Source organism: Fusibacter bizertensis (assembly GCF_029914245.1).
Classification (GTDB): domain Bacteria; phylum Bacillota; class Clostridia; order Peptostreptococcales; family Acidaminobacteraceae; genus Fusibacter_C; species Fusibacter_C bizertensis.
In genome coordinates this window covers 246,979-271,062 of the sequence record NZ_JARYZI010000005.1, presented here as the reverse complement: position 1 = coordinate 271,062, position 24,084 = coordinate 246,979, and the positions used below count along the sequence as shown (strand labels likewise).

The following is a 24,084-nucleotide window of genomic DNA, read 5'->3' as shown; positions in this document are numbered from 1 at the left end:
GATATTGAAAAAATAGAGCACCATAAGAAGTGATGCTGAGATTTTCCCTGAGCTTTTATATCGTTTGAGTATACTTGCCAATAATGCGCCAATTGATAAAAAAATCAACATTATTAAAAAAAATGCAAGTGACAGTAACCAAAGAAACTTAAAAAAAGCTTGATCTAAATTATAAGGCTGCATAGCTGCTATCACTGATACTGCAATGACTAGAGTTAGAACGATACAATTGATAACACCAGCTAAAAGTTTAGATGTAATAATCTTCTCTCTGGATATAGGCATGGTCATAAGATATTCAGCTGTTTTATCTCGTTCTTCTTTTGATATGATATTGCTACCAAGAAGCACAGCAAATACACCAACCATGATATAAAAATAGAGTGAAACTAAACTAAGATAACCAGTAGTTGTTGTAAGATTAGCATTGTCCATTGAAAAAGCCTTTAACATAGCCTCTGGCATCGCACTTAGAATATCTGCCATCTCTGGGTTGTTATAATATGCTGAAAATTCAGATGTCATCATGAATATAATGACGACGAAAATGGCACTCCAAATCAATAATGATTTAAGATGTGCACGTAATTCCCATTTTAGTATATGCACGATTACCTCCTATAGTGAATAGATATCTCTACGAACATAGAGTAAATATGTCGCAGTAAGTGAAGCGATGATTACAAAACTACTTAATGTTAGGAGCGCAATGTTAATGCTTCCTTTAGCCAGTATAGTTGCTGGATTAAAATGATAGAAAGGAGAAAAATAACCCAAAAGTTTACCACCAACAATAGCTCTTATGCTATTAAGAATATAAGTCCCAAAAGCAAGGGCTAGAGAAAATGATAATACACTTCGAATTTTTCTCATAAGAACAGAAACCAACATACCGATCGATAAAAAGAATAGTTGGAATATAATAATAGTTGATAATAAGAGTAAAATATTTGATAGATTATATGCCTTACCATCATTAAAAAGTTTGAGTGCAGCTAAAGTGGAAATCCATATCACACCATTACTAATACAAAGCGTAATAAACGTAGCTCCAAATTTTGCAAGTAGTATCTCAGCTCTTGAAACAGGTTTAGACATCAAATAATCAGCAGTTAATTCTCTCTCTTCTACTGATATAATAGAGAAACCATAGTTAGCTGCTTGAATCGCGATAAACAATTGCAAAAAAGCAAAGACAAACGCATAATAGCCAAGAACAGTTGCAAGTGATAGTTCGCCACCCATTCCAAAAGCTTGGAGAAGTTCTTTGGGATAATTCTCTAACAACTTATCCACCATGGCAACATCACTTCCGAAACTTGGATAAAATGCCATAAGCAAAATAGTCACTGTAATAAATGTGATGCTCCAAACCAAAATAGATTTTTGATACATTTTAAACTCATACTTAAATATATTTAACATACCATCACCTACTTGTAGTAGTGCATAAAGATTTCTTCAAGCGTAGGCTCTTCAATCAGCACATCGAGTAAATTATCATTCCCAATTTGTTTGGTAATCTGGTTGATATCACCTTTGTAGAAAAACTTGAAAGAATCTTCGCCATTAATAATATGAGTAACACCTTCTAGTTTATATTTTTCCTGATCAATCTGAAGCCCGCGAAGGGTAATTTTCTTATAATTGTCTTCACGCATAGATTTTATATCATCAACTTTAATAATCACACCATCTTTAATAATCGCAACACGGTTACACAGAGCTTGTACTTCTGACAAAATATGAGATGAAAAGAATACTGTAGCGCCTTTTTTATTTTCTTCCAAAATGATGTCGAAAAACTTTTTCTGCATTAATGGATCAAGTCCGCTTGTGGGTTCATCTAATACAATCAGCTTTGGTGAATGAAGCAAGCCTTGAACAATACCTACCTTTTTCTTATTGCCATATGAGAGGTCTTCAATTCTCTTTTTTAAGTCCAATTCCATGATCTCAGCAAGTTCATACATCCTAGCATCACAATCTTTTTGATAAAAACCCGCTGTATACTTTAAAAGATCAAGCACTTTCATCTTATCATAGTAAAAAACTTCTGAAGGAAGATAACCAACTTCTTGGCGTATTTTTGGGCCCTCTTTGGAACAATCCATATCAAAAATTTTAGCAGATCCACTAGTTGGAAATATCAGTCCCATCATCGTCCTAATGGTTGTTGATTTACCAGCACCATTTGGTCCTATAAAACCAAAGATTTCACCCTCGTTAACTTCTAGAGTTACATTTTCTATACCTTTTGCTTTACCATAGAATTTTGATAGTTGATTAAGCTCAATAATACCCATTTACTGCCTCCTTTTGTATCGAGAATCAAATTTATATTTTTAAATCAATAGGATTCATGAATTTATTATATTTATTTAGTACTATGTCTATTTGTTCAAGTTGCGATTCAAACGAGCCACTTAAATAGATGTAAGGCATATTTCGAAATTTCAACTCGCCAATAATCTGTCTGTCCTTCACTTCATCTTCTTGTGCGATTACAAAGATTATATCCGGTTGTGGCATGTGTTCAGCTGCGATTTTATAGAGTTTTGGATGATCACGATGATGGATAAGTTTTGACTTGAAATTGATTTCAAGCAGTCCAGATTGTATAAATAAAAATTTGTTGGCATCTTGTGTTGCAGCTTCAATTTTCTTAACAAAATTAAGCATCTGTGATTCAAATTGAGCTTCAGTTGTTTTTTCAGTGATTTGATCGACATGCCCATACTGTAAACCATGCTTTACGCAAGATGTTTCATATACTGAACTTAAGGTATGAACTAGTTTTTCAGTGATGGCCTCGTTGCCACCATAAAACAAGACTTTTGTGATGAAATCACTATATACAACTGGATGGAGATATTTTCTATATTCATAAGGATCTCTTCTAATATCTGTACCGGTGATCGCAATTGTATTTCGATCTAAATCAACAATTTCATTTTCACAACCAAGGGCAAGACTCATGCGAAATCCATATGCTTCGCTTGAATAAAAAGCGTCTATTTTTTGTCCGTCTAATAAATTTATGATGAAATTTTCATGTTTTTGTTGGATTTCATCAGTCCACCCTTCATCAGTAGGCACATTCCATCCCTCAATCACTGTTAATTGAGGATATAATGAACGTAACCATTGCGCTCTAACCACTAGTGGAAGATCGGTATGAAGTGGTGAGTCATAAATGATCACAAAAAGATGTTCAGTTTCTTGGAGCGCTTTGTCGATTAACATCATATGTCCATGATGTAATGGTGCAAATTTACCTACAGTTAATGCAGTTTTATATTTTTTATTTTGATTTTTCATATGTTCACTTCCTTTTATAAGTTAATTGTACAAGCCCAGATGAAAATGATTCAGACTTAAGTAGCTCAAGTTGCTGTTCAGGTATACCAGTATTAAATAACTTTTTGCCTTCACCCAAAAAAGTTGGAATAATTGAGATTACAAACTCATCGATAAGGTTTAGACTAATGAGTGAATGCGCTAAGTTAGCCCCACCGTCAACAAATATACTTTTATTGGTGTTGCTATTTTGCTTAATAGTGTGGATCAAGTCTGCGAGATCACCGCCATAAAACTCAACATCTTCGTTATTTTCATACTTACTATTTGAGATGATATAGCATTTTCGATTTTTGTGAGGAAACTCGATTCCAAAAGTTAATACTTTTTCATAGGTTTTTCGTCCCATGAGAACTGTATCAACAGAATCTACAAACGCCTGATAGCCATAATCTTCATTGGGTTCCTCTACCATTGATAGCCAGCTTATATCGTCATCAGATTTTGCAATATAGCCATCTAAACTCATTGCAATATACAAAACAACTTTTTTGTCAAACATGATTACCTCCATTAATTAAGTAATTCATTTTCTTATGATATTATTAGGTATTCGACATGCTTAATCAGAACTCCTTTATAATCTCTTTAAAACTACTGACATCAAAAATAATCTACTTGAAAATATATACCCAAATTATCAAGGGTCATTAAACTTTCTAGCTGTATATAAATAATATTTAAAAAACAACAAAATTGTCACCTAAAAATAAACGTAAAACCGTATAATATTACATAAAGGAAGAAGGTGTTCATATGTTACTCAAGGGAATCATATTTAGTATAGAAGAAAACTATTTGATCGTAATGTCTGATGATGGCAATTTTAATAGAATACAAAAAAAAGTCGATGCTCAGATAGGACAAAAGATTTTTTACACTAATGAAGACTTTATAGTTACACCTTATAAAAATAATCTATTCACTTTGAAATTGCGCAAGGTAGCAATTGTTGCTGCTATGTTTGTTTTTGCAGTTATATTGGCCGGTGTGTTTAATTTGAAAACTGAGGTTGATTTACCTAATGAAATTTCAATAGCGACTATAATGACAATTGATATCAACCCAAGTGTAAAGCTTTCGTTAGATGATAATGGTCGTGTGCTTGAAGTTAAAGCGATCAATCAAGATGCTGAAACATTAGATTTTTCTGGAATAGTTGGACTCTCTGCTGAAAATGCAGTTGAAAAAATTGTTTCACTTGCCTTAGACGCAGGCTTTATTAATTCTGATGATTTAGTTGAGGACTACGTTTTGATCACAACAATCTCACTTATGGATGAAAATGATTCAAATTTACAAGTTGACACAGAGTCTAATCCTCAGTTAGATGCATTAAAAGTGAAAATCGAAGAGAAAGTTCATGAGTCAAAAGTATTGCAAGATGTAAATGTGGCTATTATAAAAGCCACTAAAGTTGATCTGAGAGTTGCCGAAGATATGAAAGTACCGGTTGGACTTTATGTTTTGCAAGGCAATCACGTTGATCAAGAGCTTCATCTATCTGTAAAAGAATACTTTTCACATCCCGACCAAGTGGATGCCTTTAAAAACAAAGGTGAAATTATCTCACCTAATAAAGAAGCAAAATTAAAACTCATCAATAAATTTATTGAAAAGTTAAAATTTCAGTCTTATGATGTCTCTTCATTAGAAAGTGAGTTAAATAAAGCGGATGTTGATGTTGATAGCTTATTAGAACAGATAAGAACCATTTGGGGACAATTTGATAATAATATCAATGGTGGCAAACCAGGCGATACATCTAATGAATCAAATAATGATGAAAAAAATAATGGTTCAAGTAATTCTGGCAATGGTTCTAGTGGTCGTGGCAATAACAGCACTACTCCACAGAAAAATGATAAGAACTTAAACGATAATAAGACTAATGAAATAGAAACTACTGAAGCTGATACAGCAGAAGTAGATACAACGCAAAAAGATAATTCTAGTGGAAGTAACAATTATAATGATAAAGACAAAGGCAATAACAAAGACAAAGACAAAGATAAAGAAAATGATGACCGCAATCCAAATTCTGAAAACACAGGAGGCAATGGAAATGGTCATGGTCAGTAAAATAAAATTATAACTTAAAATGCCCAGCTTTTCTTTATGAAAAGCCGGGCATTTTTTTGTGTCCAATAATTATTTTTCTTTTTTTCTTTTAGAGCGTTTTCTTGATAAGGATAACCCACCAAAACCACCACCGATAATAGCGATATAAAATCCAAAGTCATACCACCAACCAGAATTTAGAGTTTCATATATTCTGATATTGTGTTTGAAAATGCCTAGTATTAATGAAAAAGGTGCAATCCACCCATGCCAAATACCTGATAAGAAATTTGCTGGATCATCACTAGAATAAGAACCATCTCCTGGTACACACCCACTTAATAAGATCGTCATTAAAAGGACTAGTAGTAAAAATAGTAATGATTTTTTTTTCATATTAACTCCCCTTTCTTTATAAAGATTCTATAATTTCATCTGGAACTTGTCCACATAGTATAGGTGAATATGGCATGCACTTATGAATATTTGAAGTTTTATGAGTTGCGTAGCAGTATACACAATCATGCTTACAAGTACTATATGCACCAATATCTATACTTTTGTTGCATCCGCAGTTTTCACGTTGGTTTTTGTCTTTAACCGGAGATATTTCAATATCAAAGACACTAGAAATGTATTTTGCATCTATACACTTTCCGTGACATATTCCATAAGTTTCTAAAGCATAACCTTCTGAACAAGTTTCAATAATTAGATTATTATCATATGCAATTTTTGTGAATTTTTGAGAAAGTTTCACAATATCTTGGTCTGATAGAACAAAAATATTATGCATTTCTAATCTTTTCTGATTACTTGGATATGCATCTAAGAAACTTATGATACACTTCGAGACATAAGGCTGAATTTCTTTTGCCATTTTTTCAAAATGCGCTACATGAAAATCAACATCAATTTGATCTGTCAATATAATTGGATCATATCGCCATATTATTTTATCAGCACCAATCTTAGCTGAAAGCTCTTTTAGAGTTTTTAAGCGTTCAGATAGCGCAGGTAAGTTTCGTTCTATCTCTGAAGAATAACCAGTCAAAGTATAATGAAAGTAATAGTTATATCCCAAAAGTGCCTCTAACCCACTGAGCATTGGCTGAGGGTTTTTAGTCCAAAAAACAATACAATCTACATCTTCTTTATGTAATGAAACTTTCTTCATCTGTTTGGCGTTCATAGGATTTTTTGTGATCACATACCCTTCTATGATACGATTAAAAAACCATTCTGAGTGAAATGCTGGAATATCAGTTCTTCTACTAGCACTAATAATCATATACTTTTATCCCCCTATTCTTTTATTGATTATAACATAATTTATTAATTATTAAATTAGAGAGAGGTAAAAATTACATTGTAATGTTTCGATTATTTAACGTAGGGCATATTAATCCTATATCGATGGATTTACATCTAACTTACGTCGACTTTACATAGATTTAACAATGTAAAATCTAAATTATGTTAGAATAGGATAGGAATTTATAATGTATACAAAATTCTTTAAAATTTGAAATTAGGGGGCATTAATAGATGTCAGTATTAATTGGTGTTTTAGGTGGACTGGGTTTATTCTTATACGGAATGCAACTTATGGGCACGGGATTACAAAAGGCAGCTGGTAAGAAGTTAGAGAGAATTATTGAGATTTTAACAACAAATCGTTTTATGGGTGTTTTGGTTGGCGTTATCGTTACTGGAGTAATTCAAAGTTCAAGCGCCACAACCGTAATGGTAGTTGGTTTCGTTAATGCAGGAATCATGAAACTATCTCAAGCAGTTGGCGTTATACTTGGAGCTAATGTTGGTACAACTATCACAGGTCAAATTGTCTCTTTATCAATTGATGAACTTGCTCCAATCGCTGTAGGTATTGGTATGATTCTTTGGATGTTAGCCAAAAAAGATTCACAAAAGAATCTAGCAGAGATTTTAATTGGGTTAGGAATTCTCTTTATAGGTATGGAATTCTTGAAAGATTCATTAAAGCCTCTAAGAGAACTTGAAGCCTTTACAAATATTATGGCATCAATTGGTCATAATCCTGTTCTTGGTGTTTTCGTTGGATTTGGTTTAACTTTTGTTGTACAAAGTTCTAGTGCCTCTATAGGTATGTTAATCGCACTAGCTTCAACTGGTGTATTGCCATTGTCTGCTGCACTCCCTATTTTATATGGTGATAATATCGGAACTTGTACGACCGCGTTATTATCAAGTATTGGTGCAAGTAAAAATGCAAAACGTGCTGCAATTATACATTTAGCATTTAATGCGGTTGGTACACTACTGTTTATATTTGTTTTGAGTGCTCCGATTACATCAATCGTTACGAAATTAGATCCTACTGACGTTGCGAGACAAATTGCAAATGCACATACTATTTTCAACTTAGCAAATGTCGTTATTCAGTTCCCATTTGCATTTATCTTAATTAAAATTGCAATGTGGGTGATTCCTGATAAAGGTGAAGGTGCTGAACTTAAACTTACTAAGTTTATAGATGAGCGTATCCTAGAAACACCTACAATTGCTATGAAGAGTGTTATCAATGAAACGATCAATATGGGTGAAGTTGCAAAGAAAAGTTTGATATCAGCAATGGATGGTTTATTTGAGGGACAATTAGATAAAGTTAAACAGACTTTTGTATATGAGAAAGATATCAATAAACTCGAGGGATTAATTACTGAATATCTAGTAAAACTATCCAATAAAGATATCATGGATAGCGATAGAAGATACATTGACGGCTTATTTAATAGTATCAACGATATTGAACGTATTGGTGATCATGCTGATAACATCGCTGAGTTAATTGTTACAATGGATCAAGATCGTATTGTTTTGTCTGAGCTGTCAAAGCAAGCTTTACTCATAATGTACAATAAAACTAAGGCGACGTATGAAATCGCACTTGATGTTCTTGATAAACCGAGTCAAGAAAATATTGATCAAGTTATCGCACTTGAGAAAGAAATGGATCAACTTCAAAGAGAAGCTAGAAGAGACCATTTTGCAAGATTAAATTCTAATGAATGTAGTACTGAAGCTGGGGTTTATTATCTAGAGATGGTCAACAACCTTGAAAGAATCTCAGATCTATCATGTAACTTAGCGAGAATTGTAGCTGATACAGTAGCTATTGCTTAAGCTTCAATTATAAAATAAGAAAGTATCTTAGTGATTATAAAAACTAAGATACTTTTTTTATATGTGAATTTGAAATGTATCGGAGTATCGAGCCATAATAATATGATAATAATCCATAATTTTTAGCTGCGCAGATTTACATACAATTTCAAGTTGCTGCGCATTTTCAACAAAATTCTTAGTCACATCAACATGTTCGCAGTCTTTAAATATACTTAAAGTTGAAGCAATAGCATCATCTAGATTCATCCCTACACGATAAGGTCGTTCTTCAATTAAAGCAGTGAAAACATCTGAAAATGCTAAAATGGTCTCCTCTACCCCGATTTCATCGTGTTTTAAACTAAATGGATATCCAGAACCATCTTGTTTTTCGTGGTGTGCACTTGCCCATTTAGCGATATCATTTATGCCTTGAATGCTACTAAGAATGGTATAAGTATAATATGAATGTGTTTTCATCTCATTGTATTCAATCTTTGAAAGTGGTCCGCTTTTTTCTAAAATTTCAGTAGAAATTCCTAGTTTGCCAATATCATGTAGTAATCCAGCAATCCTGAGCTTAATGCATTTTTCCTCTGATAATCCACAAAACATAGCTAAGTTATAGGCTACAGCACTAACGCCTTGAGAGTGTGTAGCAGTGAATTCACTTCTAAAATCAATGATTTTTGAAAGCGTTTTTGCAAAACTCTCTAATAAATTCAAATCTAGTTCAAGTTCTAGAGCGTCACCTAATACGAGGTTTAGTAAAAGTTGCATTGACATATGTTCTATATCTAACCAAAACACATCCTTATTTGAACATTTCGAAAAAGCCCGAATACCTATAGGCGAAAAAATATGTGGTGACATTTTACTAAGCTGATCATAAATAGTATATGCTTGCTGGTTAATATTGATATCATTTTGAAGGAGAATATCAACTCTATCAGCTAGATGTAGTAGATTGCAAAGTACAGAAGTCTTAGGATCAAGCAAGTATGCATATTTCCATTTTAGATGGTGATTGCGAACTATTTCTGATATTCCTTCTAAATAAGGTAAACCTTCTAACATAACCGAGCCAAGATAAGAATGTGGAAATGGATTTTCAACGTCTAATTTAAGTAGTTCATCTCTTTCTACAATAGTTAATGCACCTACATCGTGAACTGCAGCGGACATTACAAGTAACCTCAAATCATCTATTTCCAGCCCATATTCTTTTCCAATATGGTATGCAATTACTGCGGTTCTTCTATGGTGATTTTTAAGTATAACGTTAATCAAGTCCATTGACTCAACAACAGTTGTTAATAGTTCTTTATAGGATGAATATATCAATTAAAGTTCACCTTCTTCAGCATATAGCTTAAAATTTTTAAGTATTGAATACCATCCTGCACGTTGCATATCAATGGGATTAACCTCTTCAGGATCAAAAATTTCAATGATCCTTACATTTGATTCATCAGGATCAAATAAAATGTTAACCATCCTACTATCGGCAAGAATATACTCAATTTCCTCTTGAGGTATGACTTTTAGATATTCACCTTCAAAATTGAAGCCCATACTTTTATCTTTTGCCTCCATTCTAAAATTGAATTTTCCTCCTACTCTGAGATCGTTATTTGCAAAGGGGCAGTGCCATTCATCGCTTGCAAAATACCAATTTAATATGTGTTCTTCTTCGGTAAAATAGCGCCAAATTTTGTCTATAGTACCTTTGATAGAGATTTCAAGTTTGATTTTATCTAAAGTATGCATATAAACTCCTTTCAAATAATATGATTATAAATCATATATACCATTATTGTTCTGAAAAATAACAGGAAGTATTTTACCATTTTATGTGCTATACTTTTAATGAAAGTGAGGCTGTATAATGAAAAATTTTAAGATGACCATTGCATACGATGGCAGGAAATACATGGGTTTTAGCGAAAGAAAAGGTAATCCTGATAAAGCTGTTCAAGGAAAATTAGAAATGATCTTAACAAAGATGTATAACACCTATGTAGAAGTTGTTTCAGCATGTAACACTGAAGCAGGTGTTCATGCAAAAAGACAAATTGTGAACTTTATAGCACCAGAAGATACTTACGATTGTGATGGTGTTTTTGAGTATTTTGAAAAATACCTTCCAGATGATATTATTATTTTATCCGTTGAAATTGTTGATGAGAGATTTCACAGTCGATATCTTGTAAAATCATTAAGTTTTGAATATAGAATTTGGAAACATAATGCGCCACGTCGTCCACTTTTTGAGAGACATCAAGTAAATGTGCTTAACCAAGTTCTAAATGTGAAAAAAATGAAAGAAGCAGCAATTTCATTTGTTGGTGAACATAATTTTATTGCATTTTCAACAAACACAAAAGTTAAAAATACCTTTAAAAAAATATATGAAGTTGCCATTCAAGAGTCTGAAACTGAAATCATTATCATAATAACAGCAAATGGATTTTTGTTAAATATGGAAAGACTAATCGTTGGAACGTTGATTCAAATTGGAACGGGACAACTACCTGTAAATGCAGTTGAAATGGCTTTACAAACATGTAAGACGGATTACGTTGGTCACAAAGCAATGTCTGATGCGCTTAGTTTAGTTGAAGTAAATTATTAAATATTTAAAAATCTGAGTATTGGTTGACTCAGATTTTTTATGTAATCATGATTTTAAACTATTACGCAACTTTGTGATAGCAACTTCTTTCTCTAGAGATAAGATTTTCAGATCTCTCTCAATGCGTTCTAATCTTCTAGTTAATCTTATTGATCGCTTATATATTTTATATACAAAGTATGGGATACCTAAAAAAATTCCCAGAGTGAGGGTTAAGTTGAGCAAGTTATATAACATTGGAAATGACAAAACCATGTGAACCTCCTTTAAAGATTGCCAATGCTTCTAATGTGTATCTTTACTGTAAATTTAATATGGAAATGTTTGTAGTGCAAAAATTAGTATGACAAATATAGATAGAATAAAACAAATGACATAGATAAAATTCTTAATCATGTTAACCTCAATTATTAGATTTGATATTAAAATTATAATTGAACAATTCAAAAAAATATAAAAGACTTCCTAAACGATAACTATTTTATCCTAAATGATAAAAAGTCGTTGGGAAGTCTATTAAATTTGACCTATAAAACCATCTGATCTGAAATATTTTTGAGCTTCAGAATGGTATTCCAATTTCGGACAGTAGCATTTTTATCAAGCTTAATGAGTTGCCTTGATAGTTTAGATTCTCTAATACTGCATGAAAGTAAAAGAAATATGTTATTGTTATAAATACTGAAATCCTCTACTTCGCTTTTGTACTTACTAAATTTATCGATTTCCTCTTTAGAAGGTATAAGTGATAAAAAAGCAACATAAAAACATTCATAGGATTTATCGTGACCAATTTCAGCGATTTGTTTATTTGAATAAGGTTTAGTATTAATCAAAAAATCAAATTCTTCCTTTTTTCTAGTAACAACAGGAATTTCTAGATTAAATTGCTTAAATATGAGTTTTGAAATACATTCATTAATTTTATCAATTTCAAGTTCCGACTCTAAAATAATGTTTCCCGAGTTTATATAGGTAGTTACTTGTTTGAAACCTTGGTCAATTAGTTTGGATTTTAGCTCTTTCATATTGATTCTGTTTTTAGAACCAACATTAATCCCCTTTAAGAAAGCTATATATAACATTTTCAGTACCTCTTTGTAAACTTAGTTTGAGATTAAGTCATTGTAAAAGTGAGCTTTTGTAGCATTGTAATATGGTAATAAATATAGAAAACCTAAACCAAAAGTAATAAGACTTAATAGAAACCATCCAACAAAACTAATCGCAAGGATAAAAAAATCCATTTTGTGTCCTCTCATCAACGCTTTACTCTGAGCTATAGCTTCTAGTGGTGATAATTCTGGTTGATCCTGAAGAATATAATAAGTCATAGAGTAACTAATAGAAGCGATAATTCCAGGAATTAAAAAGAGTAAAGACCATAAGACTGTAAATAAAACTATAAAAAAATTAGTCAAAAAAGCAGCTAGAAAGATTTGAAATCCTGAAAACATATCATTTATTTCTGCTGTTTCCTTGCGTGTAATATGGATAAAGAAAACAGCTAGTCCCAAGTTAATGGGGCCAGTCACTAAAAAACTTATTAAACTAAAAAGAGAACCAAAACTATTTGTACGACTCCCTATACTAAAAATACCATCGCTTTTCCAAAACACATTAAAAGTTTCTCTGCCAGCATTACCTGTAAAAGCACTAGTTATTAACCAAGCTATGATTGTCACCGCGATAGCTAGTCCCCATTTGTCTACTAGATCCTCTTTAGCAGATAATTTGTATTCATAATTTTCTTTCACAATCAGCCCTCCGAATTAAGATTAACTACAATAAGTAATCATATTTTATCATAAGACAACAAAAACAATATAAAAAAACGGGATATTCCCGTTTTTTATGAAACATTAAATTAAATTATTTCACTTTGATACATACCATTTTGATTTTCATTTGTCCACATGGATGCTTCAAAGTTTAATCTGTGTAAAATCAGTTCTATCGGATCATGGCTCACATGGCCTCTGGTTTCAACAAAAAGATCATGAGGGAGTTTAATATGTAGTCCCAATTCAATTGCACGAATCGCTCGTTCAATGCCATCCTCAATGTTGATTTTTTCGAAAGAATCTTTAATAGACTGTTTTTCTACTTCGCTTAATTTTTTTGAAAAAAGATTTTCAATGTAATCAAATATTGCTGCAAATAAATCCATCTTGTGCATATAACGTCCCCTCCATAGTACTTATATTAGTAATTGACTGCAATACCTGCCTTCTATGCTTGCAGTTCAAAGGCAGATTATCAGTAATCAGGCCCACTTAACTAATATAATACCACAAATTGTACAGAAATCAAAACAAGATTGGAAAAAATTCAGAATATTCTTTCAAAATTGCTGAATTGTGCATAAAATTATACAATAGGAGAAATTTGTATTAATTAATTTCCTATATCAGCACTTATTTTCCATGTTCCATCAGTCTGTTTGTTCCAAACAGTCATATACATACCGGATTCTTCAATAGCCGAATCATCTTTTGTATAACTACGCTTATATTTTCCATATGTCACTGCTAAAGTTGCATCGTCTGATACTTCTATATGTGTTGGTTCCCAGTTAAAAAGTAAATTTTCAATTTCGAAAAATGCTTTCATCGAATGCTCAATTTCCTTATTTCCTAATATAGGAATACCATTTTTAGTCAACATACAACCATTTGTAGAAAAATATTTACTCCAGCCAACAGCTCCCAGTTTAGCTACATCTTTACAAAAGGTTTCTTCCAATAGACGAAGTTCTTCTTTGATTATTTCCTTATTTAAGGTCACGGGTTTACTTGTAATATTATTTTTAGCGTTCTGAAATTCATAGTTACGAAGGATCATGCCTTGAGAAGGAATCATATCAAGTTTCTCGTAAAAAGGTACTAAATTAGCATCACAAAGCAAATCGATCATATAAAGGTTGTCAAGTTCTGCTTTTAATCTACGAACTAGTTCTTTTCCTATTCCTCTTCCCTGATATGACGGAATTACTTCAAGTAAAGGTATATAAGCTGATAAAATGCCATCACTAACTGAATTGATAAAGCCTACAATTTCTGGTATAGAATCATCGATGCATACGATAGCTTTATAGCTTTCTTCAAGGATTCTTCTATGGCTTTCATTACTGGGTGGGTTGGGCCAACCATCAAAAAAAAAGTCTGAAATGGGTATATTTGATAAATCTCGTGAATAAAGTACATAATTTAACATATGATTTCCCCTTTTAAAATGTCCCTATTAGTCGTGTGACTTAGTCTATATGCGAGATTCGAGATGTATCAAATCGATCGATAAATTTATTGTTGTGACCTTCACTTGGAACGCCAACTGCTAAAATACAAAATGGGACCAAGGGATCAGATAAATTTAACGTTTTACTCACATGTGTCATTCTATCTTCTAATGGTGCTACACCTATCCAAACCGCTCCTAGTTCTTGGTAGACAGCTTCTAAGAGTATGTTCTCAGTTGCTGCTGCCATATCTTGTTGCCACATATCTGGTTTCTTTAAACGATCATTATTGCAAATTAAAACGATAGCAAGTGGTGCGTTAGCTATAAGTCCGGCAAAAGGACTCACCTTAGATAATTCTTCTAGAATGAGTCCATTTCTTATCACAATAAATTCCCAGGGTTGTTGATTGCCAGCAGATGGTGCTTGCATTGCAGCCCTAAGCATAGCATCAATTTTTTCGTTGGGTATAATTGTTTCTTCATATCGTCTTACGCTTCTTCTTATATCTATTGTTTTCATTGAGCCTCCTAACATACCTTTATATAAGTATATCATGGAGAATTGTACGATTCCATAAAATAGTAAACACTTAGAAGATTAGTTCATGATTAGTCTGATTTCAGTAACAATATCTTTTGAAAAGTCTACTTCCATATATGCAGTATCAGGTTGATCTACAAGTCTAAGTGTTTGGTTATTAAATACGCCATACTCTGAAGTCAAAGTATTACTTTCAGAATTACTATTATAAACAACATTGAGACTACTTTGCTCCCAGTTTGTATTTATAGGAAATAATGTAAGCACTTTTTCTAAAGAATCTCCAATTTTTATATCGCGTGGTATATCATAATTTGTTTGACCTGTAATTTTTACCCACTTAAGTTGAGTATATTCACTAGCTGCACCATAGCCTAGAGATAAGTTGTCTTTTGAATAGATGATATAGTCTTTAGCATTGTCATATGTACTAGTAAAGTTTTTACTTTTTAGAGAATTTACGGATTCAACTTTATAAAACTCAGTTAACCATCCGAGTGAATCAATTTCAGGTGATTTGAAAATCGTACTTTCTGCAGCCAATAATTTTATTGTCGAAAATAAGATAGCGTCAGTTTTTTTGTCAAATTCACTTATAAGTTGGTCATGTAAGTAATTATTGTGAGCTTTTAAGTCTAAAATCTTAGTATTTAACGTGTCAATTTTTGCGTTCAATTTCTCAATGTCAGATTGATTGCTTTTAGTCACTATCACTAATACAAAACTTAAAACCAAAATTAAAGCTAAAATTATTGCAGTTAATGTAATGATATTTTTTTTCATATGTCCTCCAGTTATGTGTAATCTTATAGTATTATTCCCATAAATCCATCAGTATTAAGTTCATATATAGTTCCCTCTTTATCAATAAGCCTGATAATGAAACTACTACTTGATCCACCTCCATTTATAACGTCAAAATAAGCATGAATTTGGTAGTGATCCGAGTCAATTGTGATCATACGATTGGTTTTTCCAGAAATACTAAATAGTGCAGGTTCTCCTTCAGAATTTAATACAAAGATCTGAGACACCCCATCATCAAAAGGATTGACGAGTTCTATATTGAATTCCCTCGAATCTTTACTGAGATTTTCTAGATGAAACTGTGCTTCAAAGTACTTTAAGTTGTCATTCTCAGCAGAAAAACTTAATTTGCTTTTCCCCTCACTAATGACAATTGAAGACAAATCATCTGAAAAACGTTTTGATAATGTAACCCCAAAGTTTGTAACATTAACCATTAAAATGATTGCAAGAAAAAAAACAGTGATTCCTTTCCACCCTTTTACTTTTGCTTTTGGAGCGACTTTGTTTTTTAACATTACAAACAGGATTAAAACTATTGGTAAAATATAAAACAGTGTTAAATGTGTCCCTTTCGTTCCGTTACTCCATGCTTTAATGTGCATATAATTAAAAATATAATCTCCAAAAGCATGATAATATCTCGTATCACTACAGAGAAAAACTAAAAAAGCCATAAGGAAAATCATAAAGTAGTAACGAAATTTAAAGTTCTGATCTTTTGTATACAATATGTAAAACCTCCTTTCTACAATTAGTATACCATAGCTTCCAATTGATAACATTTGTATAAGATAAAGTAATTCTTAAAATAAAATTAAAAATCCCTAGTAAGAAATTCAAAATTTGAATTAACATTTAGGGATTAAGAAATTAAATAGTATAAAATTATTTTGAACATTACTCAGTTTGTTCTGTTTTGTTCATCAAAAGAGTATTTTTATCATGGTGAAGAACCAGTAGATAAATACTGTAAAATAAAGGTATAGTTGCGCCTAGTATTGGTAAGAGTGTTATTGAAATTTTTCCAATGAGAGCACCAGAAGTAATCAGAGCTACTGGTAGTATGACTTTAACAAGGCTCATAATGATACTCAGGACTCTACCAAGTAATTTTTGAGGAATTTCATTTTGTAAAATGGTCATAAGTGGTACGTCTACATAAGCAATTGCGATTCCCATTAATGTAAATATAGCAGCGTAAAATATAAAACTAAAACCATTATTTAATTTTAGGAATACTGGTAAGCCAACAAGCATCGCCAATATGGCAATCAGTCCATTCATCGAAATTAATAACTTACGAAACTCAATTTTTCGCATTATTTTTTCTACACTCAAAGTCCCTATTATTAAACCGACTGGAAACATACTATTGATGATCCCAAAACTGGATGATGGTAAATGCATGAGTTGGTTGATGATATAGGGCGCAGGTACATTAACGGAGAATCCTAGTAAAAAGTTAAGAGAAACGAATACGAAAAATAATTCTAAAATTGACCTATTTCGTGCAAAAAAGAGCCAACCTTCTTTTAAGTCAGTAGTAAAACTATTTCTTTTATAATCTGTTTCATTATTGTGTATAGGATTTAAGTGAAAATCTATAAAGCATTCAGTAATTGCAGAAAAAATAAACGAGATAGCATTAAATAGGATAAAATATTTTATGTTTATGAATGCGAAGATAATTCCCCCGATGATTGGCCCGAGAATAGATGATGTAGAATCAATTAATTTGCTAAGTGAATTGATTTTGATGAGCTTATCGCTTGTGATCAATGAAGGTTTTGCTGCTTCTATGCCAATTCCGAAAAAAGTTGTGAAGATATTGAGTAGTATTGTTGAGAGATAGATGACTGGTAACGTTAGATTTACCGTACTTGCATATGCAAATATGAGTATAAATAATACGCCGTTCGCGAGATCCATTCCAACGACAAGCCATTTTTTTGGAATTCTATCTGCAATGACACCAGCGATTGGGCTAATAATAATCATTGGGATAACACTGAGCATCAAGGTTGTGGCATAATTTAGAGCTGATCCTGTTAATTTTAGTACGTATAAACTAATTGCAAATGTGTATACTGAAGATCCGAAAATTGAAACTGCTTTTCCTGTTGTAAAAAGAAATAGGTTTTTCATAACTTTTTTATCTAATTCCATGGTAAATCCCTCCTCTATTAATTTGAGTTTACACCATCGTGTTAAGGCAACAGCAATAGTGTAATCCTATTAAAAAAAGGTGTATTTATAAAAAAACAAAAAAACCATCGGGTTAACCCAATGGTTTTTTAGCTTTTATACCGCTATAAAAATAAGTGCTAACGTGTTCTCCCTCGACAAAATAATTCTCTAAAGGTCCACCTTTTTCAACTGATTCTGTTTCAAAATCCTCAGTACAATGATAATTCAATTCTTTTAGATTAGATTGAATTGAGTGAATGTTAAAACCATCTCTAAACGTTTGAGGTACTTTTGAATGAGTAACATAATTTTTAAATAATATATAAAACGCATGAAGATGTGCCTGATCTTTAACCAGTTCATCAATTTTTTTAAGTAAAAACTCAGTGTGGTCAAATGCATAATTACTTGAGCCAGATATATCAAAGAGTACATCAATGCTTTTAGGTTTTAATGGTATTTGTAAAAAATCTGCACATATAAATAGTATAGTGCATTTTGGATGGCTTCTTTCTATAATTTTTTTGAGCCACCTCAGTTTAGTAAGATCGTGATCAATTGCAATATAAGTGAAAGTGCATGGGAAACATTCAATCATATGACGCATAAAATAACCATGTCCACTTCCGAGTTCTAATCCAATCTCATCTGTAAGGCCTTCAAAAGCTATATGCCTAGATGACCACTGAAGACCTTCATGAAGTTTTTTTAGATAATTTATATCCGTTGTATTAATATATTCGTCTATATAGGCTTCACTATAAAGATTGAGATCGGTGCCTTTATAATCAGATTCCCCTATATTTTTGGCGTTTTCTATAAATAAGATGCCATCTATGATCTGAATTTGATGATGGTGATCGCACTGTAATTTCGCATCTATCAATTGACCATTTTGGACTTTTCCATCTAAAATATTCAAAGGAAGATGACAATGAGGACAGCATAATAGCTCAAAAGCCTGTAAAGGAATGCCAAGTGTTTCTAAATCAATGTATTTATCAAATTCTATTTCGCGATTCATTTCATTTAAAGCAGATTCTAAGTTTTGACGCATTGTATCTAGTTTAATGATTTCGTTATCAATTTGTGTTTTCTTTCTTTCAAAAAAAGAAGTATATGTGATACGTCTATCATAACCGGTTAACTTTCCAATCCTTCGATATAACATCAACTGTTGAATTTCATTAAGTGAAAATCCTATTTTTTTGAGAGCGGTGATTTCTTGAAAATCTATGGTACATTTGTCATCAAAGTCAAATTGTGTGTTATGTTTTTCAGGGATAATTAACCCTAAGGATATATAATGTCTTATTGTATCAATACTTGTCTCATTTTGAATCGCAAATTGACCAATTTTCATAATTTTCTCCCAAATTAAATTTTACTCTGTTTACTCCATAAACTTTGTTACTGCATCGATAATTTGTTTCATTTGCTCTTCTTTTGAAATTAAGGCTTCATTATCGCCTTTTTGATGTCCATAGCTACCAAATTGACTGTGATTACCACCTTCAATGGTCACATACTCAGTGTTACTTGGTAAGTAAGGGACTTTATCCTCTACTTTTTCTCGTGTCACTAGGGCATCTACAGAGCCTCTGATGGACAGTGCTTTTATAGGCAAATTAGACAAATCATTACTTGCTCCAGCTGGATAAGAGGCGAAGAAAATGATACCACTAAAACTCTCTGGATGATCATAAAGGTATTTTGCTGCCATACTGCCGCCTAAAGAGTGTCCACCAATATACCAAGTGTTATCATATGGAATATCATCTTTGATTTTTTCAGCCTTTTTAATATCAAATATTGCAAAATTGATTGGCATTTTTACCACTACAAATGGAATTCCATTTTCAGCTAATGTTAATCCTAATACACTGTATGCTTCTGGCTCCACTTTTGCGCCAGGGTAAAAAATTATTCCTTTTGACGTTTCAATTTTGGGAGAAAAATAGATATAATCCTTTGTATTCATTACCTCAACACTTGAACTGCCTTTAAGGCTAAGTTCTGCCTCCGCATCTGGTCCATATGATGATAAAAACCAGAAAGTACCATACGCTAATATAACAAGTAAAATAAGTGCGATGAATAAGCCTACGCGTTTCTTTGTAATTTTCATAATAAGCCTCCTGAATATATACTAGATCAGTGATGTAGTTGTTCTACATTTTCTAGTATGGGCATTGTCCCTTTGACATATAAAAGATCCATATGATGTAATGCTCTAGTCATAGCTACATAGAGTAACTTGATTTCTAGTGGATGAAGACTATAACCTTCACTCATAGAAAGTATCAATACAGCGTCAAACTCAAGTCCTTTCGCAAAATAAGATGGCACTAAGATGATTCCAGCACTATAATGTTCTTCTTTTTCATCTAAAATTTTAACACTGTGCTTTTTTTGTTGATCAAATGCGCGTTTTAATTTTACGCATTCTGCTTTTGTTTTACAAATTAATGCGATTGACTTGTACCCTTTTCCATGAAGAAAATCCACTTTTTTGTAGAGTGATCCAACTAAATGTTCATAGTCATCGAAAGCTAAAATTTCAGGTGTTTCTCCATGTCTGATAACGGGTTTTGCATAGACGATACTTTCATCATTTAACTTGCTAAGGATTTTGTTAGCAGTATCCATGATCTCAACAGTAGTTCTATAACTCTGAACCAAAGTCATGTAACTAGGCTGATCATCTGGAAAAACTTGATCCATAACCTCTTGCCAACTTGTTGTACCTCTATAAGCGTGTATGCCTTGAGATAAGTCACCAAGCAATGTGAGGCGGACAGTTTTCAAAACATGTTTGAGAATAAAGAATTGAAACATACTAAAATCTTGGGCTTCATCTATTACTAGTGTTGTAATTTCAAGTGTGTCCTCAAAGCCATGTAAACGGTTTTTAACATATAAAAGTGCTGATAAGTCTTCAAGCTCGAATTTTCCTTTATTGATAAGTGTTTTGCTAAGTTGCACGTGATAATCTATTTGTTCTAAAGATAAATTTGAGCCAAAGTATTTTTGAAAAAGTTCTGTGTTAGTCATTAATTCTGTATAAGTACTCATATAATCTACTTTGGGAAACAGTGCCATATAATTTTTTACAGCATGCTTAAATTCATGCTTCATCTCAGCGAGCTTATGATCTCTTTCATCCATAAGTGAAATGACGCGATTACGTCTTTCATCACCAGGTTCTTTTACTCTGATTATATGATCAATTTTTAAATTGTATTTTTCTTCGGTCTTTGTTAGCTTTTCCTTATGGACTTGCTTGAGCCTAAATGTAAGTAGTTTTTTAATCTCATTTACACGTTTAATGATAGGCATATAATCGTAACTGTGTAAAAAGAGTGATCTGATTTCCACTCTACTTGCAAGCGTTTCACCTTGATACATAAAATGTACACTCGGTGTAAATTTTTTTTCAATATGTGTTAAATAAGCTTCTATACCACGCATGTAATCTAAAGAACCTTTAAAAGCTGTATTCCATATTAACAATTGATTACTGTCATGACTTTCATGTAATAATTTGATGAGTTTTTCATTTTTATCAACTAAGTGGATCTTCTTTCCAATAAGTTCATTCATAAAGTCAATATAGGTTGTCTGCTTCACTTTTTCAACGCCTAGTTCAGGTAAGACCTCAGAGATATAATTGATAAACAATCTATTGGGTGCAATGATCATAAAGGACTCAGGATTAAATGATTTCTCATAAGTATAGATAAAATATGCAATTCTGTGCAGAGCAATTGTGGTTTTTCCTGAACCTGCAGCACCTTGAACAATTAGTGGACGCCTCATGTTAGCACGAATAACTCTATTTTGCTCTGCTTGAATTGTAGATGCAATATCTTTAAGTCTTTGGTCGGCACTTGCTTCTAATGACGCTTGTAAAAAAGCATCATTAGTCGTAATATCTACATCTATAAAATCATGTAGCTTACCATCTTCGATCGCAATTTGTCTTTTTAGATAAAGTTCACCTTCATAGATATCGCCTTCTGACTCATATTGGTTTTCACCAAGTCGACCCTCATAATATAAAGTAGATATTGGTGCACGCCAGTCTACAACAAGTGGTGTAAACTCTCCATCACGTAATAATGACGTTTTTCCTATATAGAATTTCTCAATTTCATCTTTTCCGCTTTGCTTAAAATCAATTCTGGCAAAATATGGTTTCTTCCGAGCACGGAGTAAGTTGTCATAATTTTTATCTGCAATTTCAACAAATTGCGTGTTAATTAATGCATCAATATAATTTGATGAACTTTCTTGTGTATCTAGGTTACTCATCGCATCTTTAATGTTATCACTGTAAAGTTTTCTATAATTTTCAACTGATGCAATAGTATGTTCGATATGCTCCTTCGTTTCATTTAATCTATTTAATTCATGTTCATAATCTGGGTGTTTCTTTAACTTCATAAATCCCTCCACAAAAAGAACAAGGATAGTGTTCAAGAAATGAAAACTATCCATAGGCCAAAAAAACGGAACTTTACTATTATATCTAATTGTTAAGGCCTAATCAAGTGGCTTTTGAATCTGTAAAGTAATTGAAACATGTGACTAGATAATTGAAAGTGGAATTTGATATTGTTTCTCGAAGCGTTCAGAAAATCTTTTAGCTGATGCTTTTTCTAGTTCAGTGGATTCGTCACTGATTAACTTTATTAGCACGCGATCGCTTTCAATAATAATCTCTAAATCCTTAACCGCACAATTTTCTGCACGATCTAACTGTTCAGCAATATTCAGTAAAACTACGAGTTTACCTAATCTGTTTAACTCGGCTTTACTTAAAATATTTTCAAAATCAACCATACGTGATTTTATGCCTGCTTCTCGATGAGAACCTACTAAAAAAGCAACAGATATCCTTTCTGGATTGGTTAGCCCTTCTAATCTACCATTAAGAATTAAATAAAATCCGTGAACATGATGATCATAGTATTCTATATGAGTACCAATATCATGAAGTAATGCAGCAGTACTTAGAATTTTTTTATCTGTATCTTTATAATTAGTAATAGAACTTAGCGCATTGAATAATTTTAACACTATAAACTGAACATGTTTTGCATGTCTTTCATTGATTTCAAAACGATTAATCATATTTTGTTTGCTCTGTAAAAGGACATCCTCAACGATAACGGGATAACCAATGGATGGAAAATACTTCTCATAAAAATAGCCATCTCTTAATCCGTTTCCACTTATTCGAATTTCGGGAGAATCAATTCTTTCGAATATACATTTAAATGGTAATATTCCAAGTTTGATGATATCAGCTCTTTTTTTACTGATACCGCTAATCTTATCGAGCTCTTTTTCATCAGTGGAGATGATTTTTTCACAGATTGAATCAACTTCATCTTCATGCATTCTATAATTATGCATATTTTCTATAGGATAGCCATTTAGATCTCTGTCAATTTTACCTAGTGTCCTAATGACCCCTCCTAATCCAATAACGGGTTTGCCCCTTAGTTCTTTAAGCCAGGGCAACTGATCAAGGTATTTATCGATATATTTATGTGCTGCCTCTATTCTTTTTTTCTTATGTTTTATCATACTGAATCGTTCTGTTAAAGTGACCGATCCAAAGGGTAAACTAACTGCTTCTTTTAAAACTCTATTCTTCATCCATATGAGCTCAGTACTCCCACCGCCAATGTCGAGAATAAGTGCATCATCTAGTGACATTGAATTAACAACACCAAGATAATCATAGTATGCTTCTTGGTTACCACTAAGTACGATGAAATCAAAACCTGTAGCTTTCTTTACTTGCTTTAGAAAGACCTCTTGATTAACTGCCATTCTAACCGCAGCTGTTGCTAGAGCATATACCTCTTTAGTATTATTAACTTCTATAAGTTTTTTAAAGTAAAGTAGTGCATCTATGGTTCTTTTAATGGGTTTATCTTGAAGAATTAAAGAATCACCCATCCCTTCGCTTAGTCTAACCATTTCACTTGCTTGATCAAATATACTATACCCACCCCGTTCGTTGATCCCTATGATATTCATTCGAATTGAGTTTGAACCTAAGTCAATTATTGCGATTGAGCGTTTCATC

Annotated in this window: 24 protein-coding genes; 3 read left to right on the top strand and 21 right to left on the bottom strand. The window is 32.4% G+C overall.

What is annotated here, in order from left to right:
• The 5 genes from QE109_RS09850 to QE109_RS09830 all read right to left on the bottom strand — a co-directional run.
• On the bottom strand, positions 1-609 hold a 609-nt coding region (locus QE109_RS09850), incomplete at its 3' end, for an ABC transporter permease subunit (RefSeq protein ID WP_281094293.1).
• 9 nt (positions 610-618) lie between these two features.
• Positions 619-1,425 (bottom strand): ABC transporter permease subunit, encoded by an 807-nt coding sequence (locus tag QE109_RS09845; RefSeq protein WP_281094292.1) that lies wholly within the window; start codon positions 1,423-1,425, stop codon positions 619-621.
• 8 nt (positions 1,426-1,433) lie between these two features.
• A complete protein-coding gene (locus QE109_RS09840) occupies positions 1,434-2,306 on the bottom strand; it encodes an ABC transporter ATP-binding protein (protein WP_281094291.1) in 873 nt (290 codons plus the stop codon).
• A gap of 31 nt (positions 2,307-2,337) precedes the next feature.
• Complete coding sequence (locus tag QE109_RS09835) at positions 2,338-3,321, bottom strand: adenylyltransferase/cytidyltransferase family protein (RefSeq protein WP_281094290.1); 984 nt, start codon at positions 3,319-3,321, stop codon at positions 2,338-2,340.
• Positions 3,322-3,325: 4 nt separating this feature from the next.
• The gene (locus tag QE109_RS09830) at positions 3,326-3,862 is read right to left on the bottom strand and encodes a dihydrofolate reductase family protein (protein WP_281094289.1); all 537 of its coding nucleotides are present in this window, start codon (positions 3,860-3,862) and stop codon (positions 3,326-3,328) included.
• A 254-nt stretch (positions 3,863-4,116) separates the two neighbouring features.
• Here QE109_RS09830 and QE109_RS09825 point away from each other — a divergent pair, with 254 nt between their 5' ends.
• Complete coding sequence (locus tag QE109_RS09825) at positions 4,117-5,442, top strand: anti-sigma factor domain-containing protein (protein ID WP_281094288.1); 1,326 nt, start codon at positions 4,117-4,119, stop codon at positions 5,440-5,442.
• 69 nt (positions 5,443-5,511) lie between these two features.
• Here QE109_RS09825 and QE109_RS09820 read toward each other — a convergent pair whose 3' ends face one another.
• Together QE109_RS09820 and QE109_RS09815 are read right to left on the bottom strand one after the other, a co-directional pair.
• Complete coding sequence (locus tag QE109_RS09820) at positions 5,512-5,817, bottom strand: hypothetical protein (RefSeq protein WP_281094286.1); 306 nt, start codon at positions 5,815-5,817, stop codon at positions 5,512-5,514.
• Positions 5,818-5,833: 16 nt separating this feature from the next.
• Positions 5,834-6,712, bottom strand: coding sequence for a DUF1848 domain-containing protein (locus tag QE109_RS09815; protein WP_281094285.1), 879 nt, complete (start codon positions 6,710-6,712; stop codon positions 5,834-5,836).
• 257 nt (positions 6,713-6,969) lie between these two features.
• Between QE109_RS09815 and QE109_RS09810 the strand changes: the two genes are divergently transcribed.
• Entirely contained in the window at positions 6,970-8,586 is a 1,617-nt protein-coding gene (locus QE109_RS09810; RefSeq protein WP_281094284.1) for a Na/Pi cotransporter family protein, read from the top strand.
• A gap of 57 nt (positions 8,587-8,643) precedes the next feature.
• Here QE109_RS09810 and QE109_RS09805 read toward each other — a convergent pair whose 3' ends face one another.
• Together QE109_RS09805 and QE109_RS09800 are read right to left on the bottom strand one after the other, a co-directional pair.
• On the bottom strand, positions 8,644-9,912 hold the full coding sequence (locus tag QE109_RS09805) for an HD-GYP domain-containing protein (protein WP_281094283.1): 1,269 nt from the start codon (positions 9,910-9,912) through the stop codon (positions 8,644-8,646).
• Positions 9,913-10,338: an SRPBCC domain-containing protein gene (locus QE109_RS09800; protein ID WP_281094282.1), complete on the bottom strand. Its 426-nt coding sequence runs from the start codon at positions 10,336-10,338 to the stop codon at positions 9,913-9,915. It abuts the gene before it with no gap.
• Between the two features lie 118 nt (positions 10,339-10,456).
• Here QE109_RS09800 and truA point away from each other — a divergent pair, with 118 nt between their 5' ends.
• On the top strand, positions 10,457-11,203 hold the full coding sequence (truA, locus tag QE109_RS09795) for a tRNA pseudouridine(38-40) synthase TruA (RefSeq protein WP_281094281.1): 747 nt from the start codon (positions 10,457-10,459) through the stop codon (positions 11,201-11,203).
• A gap of 527 nt (positions 11,204-11,730) precedes the next feature.
• Here truA and QE109_RS09790 read toward each other — a convergent pair.
• The 12 genes from QE109_RS09790 to QE109_RS09735 form a co-directional block, all read right to left on the bottom strand.
• Positions 11,731-12,288 carry a DUF1697 domain-containing protein gene (locus tag QE109_RS09790; protein ID WP_281094280.1) on the bottom strand — a complete coding sequence of 186 codons (558 nt, stop codon included), beginning with the start codon at positions 12,286-12,288 and terminating at the stop codon, positions 11,731-11,733.
• A 21-nt stretch (positions 12,289-12,309) separates the two neighbouring features.
• Positions 12,310-12,960 carry a DUF975 family protein gene (locus QE109_RS09785; RefSeq protein WP_281094279.1) on the bottom strand — a complete coding sequence of 217 codons (651 nt, stop codon included), beginning with the start codon at positions 12,958-12,960 and terminating at the stop codon, positions 12,310-12,312.
• A gap of 110 nt (positions 12,961-13,070) precedes the next feature.
• Positions 13,071-13,382, bottom strand: a complete 312-nt coding sequence (locus tag QE109_RS09780) for a hypothetical protein (protein ID WP_281094278.1) — start codon at positions 13,380-13,382, stop codon at positions 13,071-13,073.
• Between the two features lie 218 nt (positions 13,383-13,600).
• Positions 13,601-14,419, bottom strand: a complete 819-nt coding sequence (locus QE109_RS09775; protein ID WP_281094277.1) for a GNAT family N-acetyltransferase — start codon at positions 14,417-14,419, stop codon at positions 13,601-13,603.
• Positions 14,420-14,459: 40 nt separating this feature from the next.
• Entirely contained in the window at positions 14,460-14,963 is a 504-nt protein-coding gene (locus QE109_RS09770) for a nitroreductase family protein (RefSeq protein ID WP_281094276.1), read from the bottom strand.
• A 78-nt stretch (positions 14,964-15,041) separates the two neighbouring features.
• Positions 15,042-15,767: a hypothetical protein gene (locus QE109_RS09765; RefSeq protein ID WP_281094274.1), complete on the bottom strand. Its 726-nt coding sequence runs from the start codon at positions 15,765-15,767 to the stop codon at positions 15,042-15,044.
• A gap of 23 nt (positions 15,768-15,790) precedes the next feature.
• Positions 15,791-16,522 carry a hypothetical protein gene (locus tag QE109_RS09760; RefSeq protein WP_281094273.1) on the bottom strand — a complete coding sequence of 244 codons (732 nt, stop codon included), beginning with the start codon at positions 16,520-16,522 and terminating at the stop codon, positions 15,791-15,793.
• A 169-nt stretch (positions 16,523-16,691) separates the two neighbouring features.
• Positions 16,692-17,960, bottom strand: coding sequence for an MFS transporter (locus tag QE109_RS09755; protein ID WP_281094272.1), 1,269 nt, complete (start codon positions 17,958-17,960; stop codon positions 16,692-16,694).
• A gap of 112 nt (positions 17,961-18,072) precedes the next feature.
• On the bottom strand, positions 18,073-19,344 hold the full coding sequence (locus QE109_RS09750; RefSeq protein ID WP_281094271.1) for a MerR family transcriptional regulator: 1,272 nt from the start codon (positions 19,342-19,344) through the stop codon (positions 18,073-18,075).
• A gap of 30 nt (positions 19,345-19,374) precedes the next feature.
• Positions 19,375-20,109 carry an alpha/beta family hydrolase gene (locus QE109_RS09745; RefSeq protein WP_281094270.1) on the bottom strand — a complete coding sequence of 245 codons (735 nt, stop codon included), beginning with the start codon at positions 20,107-20,109 and terminating at the stop codon, positions 19,375-19,377.
• Positions 20,110-20,135: 26 nt separating this feature from the next.
• Positions 20,136-22,427: an RNA polymerase recycling motor HelD gene (gene helD, locus QE109_RS09740; RefSeq protein WP_281094269.1), complete on the bottom strand. Its 2,292-nt coding sequence runs from the start codon at positions 22,425-22,427 to the stop codon at positions 20,136-20,138.
• Positions 22,428-22,571: 144 nt separating this feature from the next.
• Positions 22,572-24,083, bottom strand: a complete 1,512-nt coding sequence (locus tag QE109_RS09735; protein WP_281094268.1) for a Ppx/GppA phosphatase family protein — start codon at positions 24,081-24,083, stop codon at positions 22,572-22,574.
• Between the last annotated feature and the right edge of the window lies 1 nt (position 24,084).